7 protein-coding genes are annotated in these 6151 nt (G+C 60.5%); all 7 read right to left on the reverse strand.

Going from position 1 to position 6151, the window contains the following annotated elements:
- The coding region (locus AC52Q4_RS04645; RefSeq protein WP_495535639.1) for a hypothetical protein at positions 1–239 on the reverse strand (239 nt) is incomplete at its 3' end.
- Complete coding sequence (locus AC52Q4_RS04650; RefSeq protein WP_495535640.1) at positions 236–2050, reverse strand: bifunctional DNA primase/helicase; 1815 nt, start codon at positions 2048–2050, stop codon at positions 236–238. The genes AC52Q4_RS04645 and AC52Q4_RS04650, both read right to left, overlap by 4 nt.
- Positions 2047–2943 (reverse strand): phage replication initiator YdaU family protein, encoded by an 897-nt coding sequence (locus AC52Q4_RS04655; protein ID WP_495535641.1) that lies wholly within the window; start codon positions 2941–2943, stop codon positions 2047–2049. Before AC52Q4_RS04655 ends, AC52Q4_RS04650 begins: the two co-directional genes overlap by 4 nt.
- On the reverse strand, positions 2940–3956 hold the full coding sequence (locus tag AC52Q4_RS04660; protein WP_495535642.1) for a hypothetical protein: 1017 nt from the start codon (positions 3954–3956) through the stop codon (positions 2940–2942). Before AC52Q4_RS04660 ends, AC52Q4_RS04655 begins: the two co-directional genes overlap by 4 nt.
- A 288-nt stretch (positions 3957–4244) precedes the next feature.
- A complete protein-coding gene (locus tag AC52Q4_RS04665; protein WP_495535643.1) occupies positions 4245–4901 on the reverse strand; it encodes a hypothetical protein in 657 nt (218 codons plus the stop codon).
- Positions 4898–5815 (reverse strand): DNA N-6-adenine-methyltransferase, encoded by a 918-nt coding sequence (locus tag AC52Q4_RS04670; RefSeq protein WP_495535644.1) that lies wholly within the window; start codon positions 5813–5815, stop codon positions 4898–4900. The genes AC52Q4_RS04665 and AC52Q4_RS04670 overlap by 4 nt, the downstream gene beginning before the upstream one ends.
- 94 nt (positions 5816–5909) lie before the next feature.
- Positions 5910–6119 (reverse strand): transcriptional regulator, encoded by a 210-nt coding sequence (locus AC52Q4_RS04675; RefSeq protein ID WP_495535645.1) that lies wholly within the window; start codon positions 6117–6119, stop codon positions 5910–5912.
- Positions 6120–6151: the final 32 nt, after the last annotated feature.

A 6151-nucleotide genomic window follows, 5' to 3' on the forward strand; every position in this document is an offset into this window, starting at 1 on the left:
CGCCGCGCCTTGCGCAGATCGAACTGCGTGCGCACCTCGCCGGCCACCGCCTCGGCCAGGTCGGGCGCCAGCTCCCGGACCACGGCCAGCGCCCGGTTGCGTTCGGCGCGGTCGGGCAGCCCGGCGATGTAGGCCGCCATGCTCGCCGTCTGTCGCCGGTGCGGGCGCAGCGCCTCGGTGTGGCGTTGTCGGGCCGCGGCGCGCTGGTGGTCGGTGTGGGCTTCGAGGTAGTCGGTCATGCGCGCTCGCTCCTGGCGGCTGCGGTGAATGGGACAACGTGCATCGGTCGCGGCCAGTCGCCGCCGGTGAACTGCTGGCTGGCCGGGTCGAAGTCCAGCCAGACTTTGCCGCGCCAGCCATGAGCCCGGTTCTTCTCGACGAACAGCCCGGCATTCGGGCCGCCGACATCGGCGGGGTTTTCGGCCACCTGCTTTTCCTCGTTCGCCCAGACCACCAGCACATTGGCCGCAATGTCGGTCAGCCCACCCGATCCTTTCACGTCATGCTTGCCCATGTGCCGGCCGGGGTCCGCCGTTTTGCGCCCGTGGGCGACCAGATGCACATGCACGCCGTGCTGTACCGCGAAGTCGACCAGCCGTTGCGCGGCCGCCTTCTGGCCGGGGTAATCGTCGTCCGGGATGTCGAGCATCATCAGCGAATCCAGCACGAACTGCGTCACCCCGAAGCGCGCTCTGGCATACCCGAACACCTCGATGATGCGCTCGATCCGGGCCGCGCCGACCAGTTTGAACAGCCACAGCTTGTCGGCGTAGAAGTCGAACACGGCATCGATGTACTCGCGGGTCGGGCGCTCGCTTGCCGTGGCTTGGCGGGTCAGGTGGTAGAGCGTCCGGGCAGGCTGAATCTCCAGGCTGGCGATGCATACCCGATGGTCCAGCCCCATGGCGTAGTTCATCAGCTGGTTCAGCAACGTGGTTTTGCCGTGGCCGCTGTAGCCGGTCCAGATGCTCATCGCACCCGGCGCAAACTCGACCGGCTCGGCGGGCGTGAGCCACGGCGTTGTCAGTCCCGAGAAGCGCGACTCGGTCAGGCCCAGGAACAGCGCATGCACATCGTCCCGGTACTCGACGGCGCTCGCCAGCTCCTCCGGCGCGATGGCCCGTGCCCCGCGCAGACAGTTGACGAACTCATGCCTGCCCCACTTGAGCCGGGTCAGGCAGTCGTTGGCGTCCTTCTCCGGCCAATCGACAAGCCGGCAGCGATGGATGCCGAGGCGTTCCAGGATTTCATCGCGCGCCTCGTGCCCGGCCTCGTCGTCGTCCATAGCGATCAGAATCTCGTCGAACCGGTCCAGCCGGTCGAACTCGTGCTCCAGCCAAGCGCCTTGTTTGCGGCCCGCGCCCATCGGCACCGACAGCGCCGGCAGGCCGAATTGATTCAGGGTCAAGGCGTCGATTTCGCCTTCGCACAGCACCACCTTGCGCGCCTTGTCGCCGATCAGGTGCCAGCCGTAGAGCGCTGGCAGAGTGCCTTTGCTGACCCACGTCACCTTGCGCCCTTGCGGTCGGTCAACGGCCAGGAACTTGGTATGCACATGCTCGCCGTCGCGGTAGTAGCGAAACGCAATCGCCTCGCCGTCCTTGCCGCGCGCTTGCACCACCCCGGCTCGGTTGACGATCTCCGGAGTCAGGCCGCGCCCGATCAGGTAGCGCATGACCGGGCTGCCCTCCCCGGGCGCCGTGAAGGCGCGCGCTTCAGGCTTGGCGAACTGCTTTCTCGGCTGGCGGTGAAACGACGGCTCGCTGATGCCGTAGCGCGCTTTGACTTGGCGGATCGTCTCGGCCATGTCGATACCGGCCACCTCCCGCCACAGGTCCAGCAGGTCGCCGCCCCGCTCACCGCTGGCAAAGTCGCACCAGACGCCGGCTTTTTCGCCGCCGGTGTGGACCTTGAGGCTGTCGCCGGCCTCGCCCCGGATGCTGCCGACACACCATTCGTTGCCGACAAGCCGGCCGTGAGGCAGCAATTCCCGGCACACGGCGAGTGCATCGCGCGCCAACAGGCCGGCCAATTCGCGGGGCGTGGTCATGACTTGGCCGCCTGTTGGTCCAGCCACTTCTCGGCATCGCGGCGAGTCATCGGGGTCGTTGCGACCAGGTGGGCGATCTGGCGTTCACGTTCGGTCTGCGGTGGCGGGTCTTCATCGGCGCCGTTGCCGTTCGGCTTCGGGTCCGGTGCGAACAGCCCGCGCCAGCCGTGTTCTATCGCCCGGTCGATAACCGCTACCGGGTCGTGCCCCTCGTCGCGCAGCCGGGCCAACTTGCCCAGCAGGCGCTTTGCCGACAACGCTGTCAGCGGATGCCCGATCTCCCGCCGATGCTGTTCCCAGTCCCGCCACGCGTCCACCGTCACGCCTTCGGGAAGTTCGCTGTCCGAGGTTTCGGTTTTTCGAGATCGACGCGCGTCAGCGCTTCCCCCTTTCGCAGAAGGGGGGGTAGGGGGGTTTTCTTTTTCTGCTTCTGTTTCTGTCTCTGTTTCTGCTTCTTGCAAAGTTACATCGGCGTTTCTGTAACTGTCTTGTAACGTTACATCGGCGTTACATGCTGCATTGTGTTGTTTTGTCGATGATTTTTTTTCACTTTCCGCGGCTTTCGACTTGCGTGATCGGAACGCGGCGACTCGTTTCTTGCTGCTGTCGGATTCGAACTGTCGAGCCCCCCAGGCAAGCGGCTGGAGAGTCTCCTGATTGATTAATCCGACTTCCGCAAGGCGCCTCGAAAGCTCGTCCAGTTCGCGCATGTCCAGCCTGAGTTTGATGGCGACCTTGCGCCGCACTATCCCGATATCGTCGCCGTCGAGAATGCCCATGTTCTTGCAACACAGCAGGCCGACGAAATACCATCGATCCTCGGATGCCAGCAGCAACAGTTTTTCGTCGTCGACCGCTTCGGAGTACATGCGGAACCACGGGTTATGCTTCATGATGCATGCCCCGCTGTAACAGCGTAATCCTTGACTACCACGCCGCGCTTTTTGGTACCGACTACGCACGGCTGCACCCATACCGCTTTTTGAGCTAATCGCCTGATATGGCCGCGCCGCAGATGAATCCTTGGCGACGAATGCGACCCGCCCTGATGGTCATGTCTGGCTTGTGGCGTTTTCGCCGAGTCAAGGGTCAGCACCCGGTACTCAAAAAATGGCGGTTTCCCTTTCTTCGCCCTCTTTTTGTTCAGCGCTTTCGGGGCTGGAATTATTTCTTGCCGGATGTTCGCGCAATTCAGTGCGGAACATAACTGCATGATCACCGTTCGCTCAGATGATATAGCCGATTCGAAGTGAAGTAGAATTTTTCTGCTATCGCCCACCTCGGCGGCTTTCATCTCGGCGACTTCACCAAGAAGCATCGGCCGTTGCGGAAACGATTTTTTTGCAACCTTCATCCCTAATGATCGGGCCATGTCGGCTGTTCCATGGAACCATTCAGGAACATCCTGAAGTATGGATTCCGTTGGGATCAGTACGCCACACCACCCCGGCACCCATTTCCCACCCCCGAACTCCGGCAGAAAATCAACGGGCCATATCACTACCCCGCGCCCGTCAATATCAGTTGCGCTTCCGTCACCAAGAAAAGACATCATCTCGCCGATGTAATCGCTTTCGCCCATTGCCTCTGTGTCCCAGGCTAATGCGATTCGCTTAGGGACAGCCGTAGAAAAATATTCATTCGGCGCTTTATCTGTCGCGCCCCAATAATACTCTGCGGCAATACATGGGTATGGTAGGTGCAGCAGATCAAGGGTGGCCTGTTTCGTCTCCCGATCATCGAAAAGATAACCTCCGTCCGGGAGTATAAACTTAATCGACTGCTCAAGCCGATCGGCTATGGTTCTCGATATGAACTGAGAACACGGCATGCCTTCTTTGCCAAGCATGGCGGCGAATTCCCGTATATCCATCACGGCTTGCGCGCTATAGTTCAATGTCTGCATGTCACACCTCCCTCAGATCAACATGCCGGAACACCCATTGCACGGCGCCCGCAGGCAGCCAGCCACGGCAATACAGACCGATCACGGATCGCTTCAGGGCACGTCTCAGGCGGGAATTTGCAGCGCGTGACAACCGGACGGTTGCGCGCCTGAAAAAATGCGGTAAACTTGTCTTTGTCACATCGACTCCCTTTCCTAGTCGTAAGTGATGAGCCCGCCAAGGTCACAGCCGCGGCGGGTTCGTTTATTGTGGGCCATGGTGGCGGGGTTGGCAATCATGCCAGGGCCTCAGCCGGCTTCATTCGATGGGCCGCGCATTGGCAAGGCGGTTTGATGCGTAGGCGCGCCGACCGGGACCGCCCTGCCCCCCGGTGTCGGTATTGCATAAACTTCTTCACGTTCCGCCTGTTTTCTCAGCGCGGATTCCGCCCAATACACCATTCCGCTTTTGCCGTGCCCCACGTGGGTTGCATGCGCCCCATTTTTAGGCTTGCACCGATGGCTTTCTTTCCCCACCAGCGTAAACAGGTCCTCGGCATATAGTCCGGTCGGGCAATCACTGGGGCAGCCATGCCGGACATCCATAGGTGACGGCCGATCCTCGACATGGAAGAAAAACAGCCACACCGGCAGCCTGGTCTGCTTCGCGACATGCAGATATTGCGTGTAATGGTGGAGGTCTATCCCGGTCGTCCATTGGCCGCTGATCCGGTGCCATGTGAAGACGGTTTTTTGCTTTGCCTCGGCCCACAAAATCTTCTTGGGCGAAAACACCAGCATGTCAGGCAGCACAAAATCGCCTTCTGCCGTAAAAAGCTGCGGCCCTTTCCCATGGCTTATTTCGATTTTATAGGCAGGCATTACCGCAGCGCCTCGCGCCATCAGCCATCGCGCGATATAGCCTTCGGCAATCTGCCCGGTAGACAGCTGGTCATAAAAACTCATGGCTCGCCTCCTTGCCCCTGCATCAGCATGACAACAAACCCGATGCCCCGGAATTGTTCGGCAAACCGCTCGGGGTTGTCGCCAAAGTAGAAAAATGCCTGTCCCTGTGTCGGGGCTGCCCGTTCTCCCGATGGACTCAAAAACCCAATCCGGCCGCGGGTGAAACAAATCGCGCGGCATGCCATGGCGGCATGCTGGAACCATCGGGTATCGGTGTAGTTGTGGGTGAGTGCGATGGCCTCCGTCACACGCCCGCTTTGATATTCGGAAACCAGCTTTTCGACAAACTGCTGAATGGCTGGCTGCGCATAGGGCGGATTCATCCAGACCTTGCCGCTCCATTCCTGGTCCAGTCCGTTATCGGCTTGAGTGAAATATTGCTCCGCTCGTACTCTGTCATTCGCGGCTTCGCTGCTGGCCGGGTCGAGGTCGATATGATCAAGCACCCTGCGCGCTGTCTCAATATGTTCCGGCGGCGTGTACCATTCATTTACACCCGTTCCGCTTGCGCCCTTCTGGTCGGTCTGGCCCTTTTCGCCCATCCACTTTTTGCGTACCGGCGCTATCAACGCTTCACGGAATTGATCTTCATCCTGCAACCGCTTGCGCCAGCGGGAAACCTGCACTTGGGATATTCCGGTGAGATTCACGGCGTTTTCGACGCTCAAATAATTCAGATCAGAATTATTTGGCTGATTGCCGGGGTTGCGCACCTTCACCTCCCACCACCCGACAAACTCGCGCGCCTGCTCGATAAGGTGCTCCACACCAGACTCGACAATCGACAAATCACGAACCCGCTTTCCGTACTCGATAATAGCCTCTGCCTTGGCAACCTCCTGCTTTGCCTCCTCGGGCCGAAAAACGGTAACTTCACCACCGTCGGAAGTTCGTGCTACGCTTTTGTCACTCATGCTTCGATACCTCTTCTATCGTCATGGGAAGCCCGCCGCGCAGCCAACACTGCCCGCGCGGGCGCTTTGTTTGTGGATCCGGGCCGCGCCAACCTCACGCGGCGTTCCGATCACCGGGCGGGTAGATGTCCGGGCGCAAGTCGGATCGGGGTATCCCCGTCAGCCGCTCAACGTCCAGTACCCGTTCTGCCGGGATGTGGCCGGTCCGGAACCAGCGCCAGACCGATGGACGTGCCAGACCGAGCGTGTCGGCAATGGCGCTTTGTCGATGCGCGCGCAGGCGCTGTAGGGTTTCGCTGTTCATGTCCACAGAATAGACCTACCGCAAAATATTTG

The organism is Nitrococcus sp., from assembly GCF_059432795.1.

Excerpts from the sequence above, each read along its gene's own strand:
- AC52Q4_RS04650 (WP_495535640.1), bottom strand. The coding sequence starts at position 2,050 with ATGACCACGCCCCGCGAATTGGCCGGCCTGTTGGCGCGCGATGCACTC.
- AC52Q4_RS04655 (WP_495535641.1), bottom strand. The coding sequence starts at position 2,943 with ATGAAGCATAACCCGTGGTTCCGCATGTACTCCGAAGCGGTCGACGAC.
- AC52Q4_RS04660 (WP_495535642.1), bottom strand. The coding sequence starts at position 3,956 with ATGCAGACATTGAACTATAGCGCGCAAGCCGTGATGGATATACGGGAA.
- AC52Q4_RS04665 (WP_495535643.1), bottom strand. The coding sequence starts at position 4,901 with ATGAGTTTTTATGACCAGCTGTCTACCGGGCAGATTGCCGAAGGCTAT.
- AC52Q4_RS04670 (WP_495535644.1), bottom strand. The coding sequence starts at position 5,815 with ATGAGTGACAAAAGCGTAGCACGAACTTCCGACGGTGGTGAAGTTACC.
- AC52Q4_RS04675 (WP_495535645.1), bottom strand. The coding sequence starts at position 6,119 with ATGAACAGCGAAACCCTACAGCGCCTGCGCGCGCATCGACAAAGCGCC.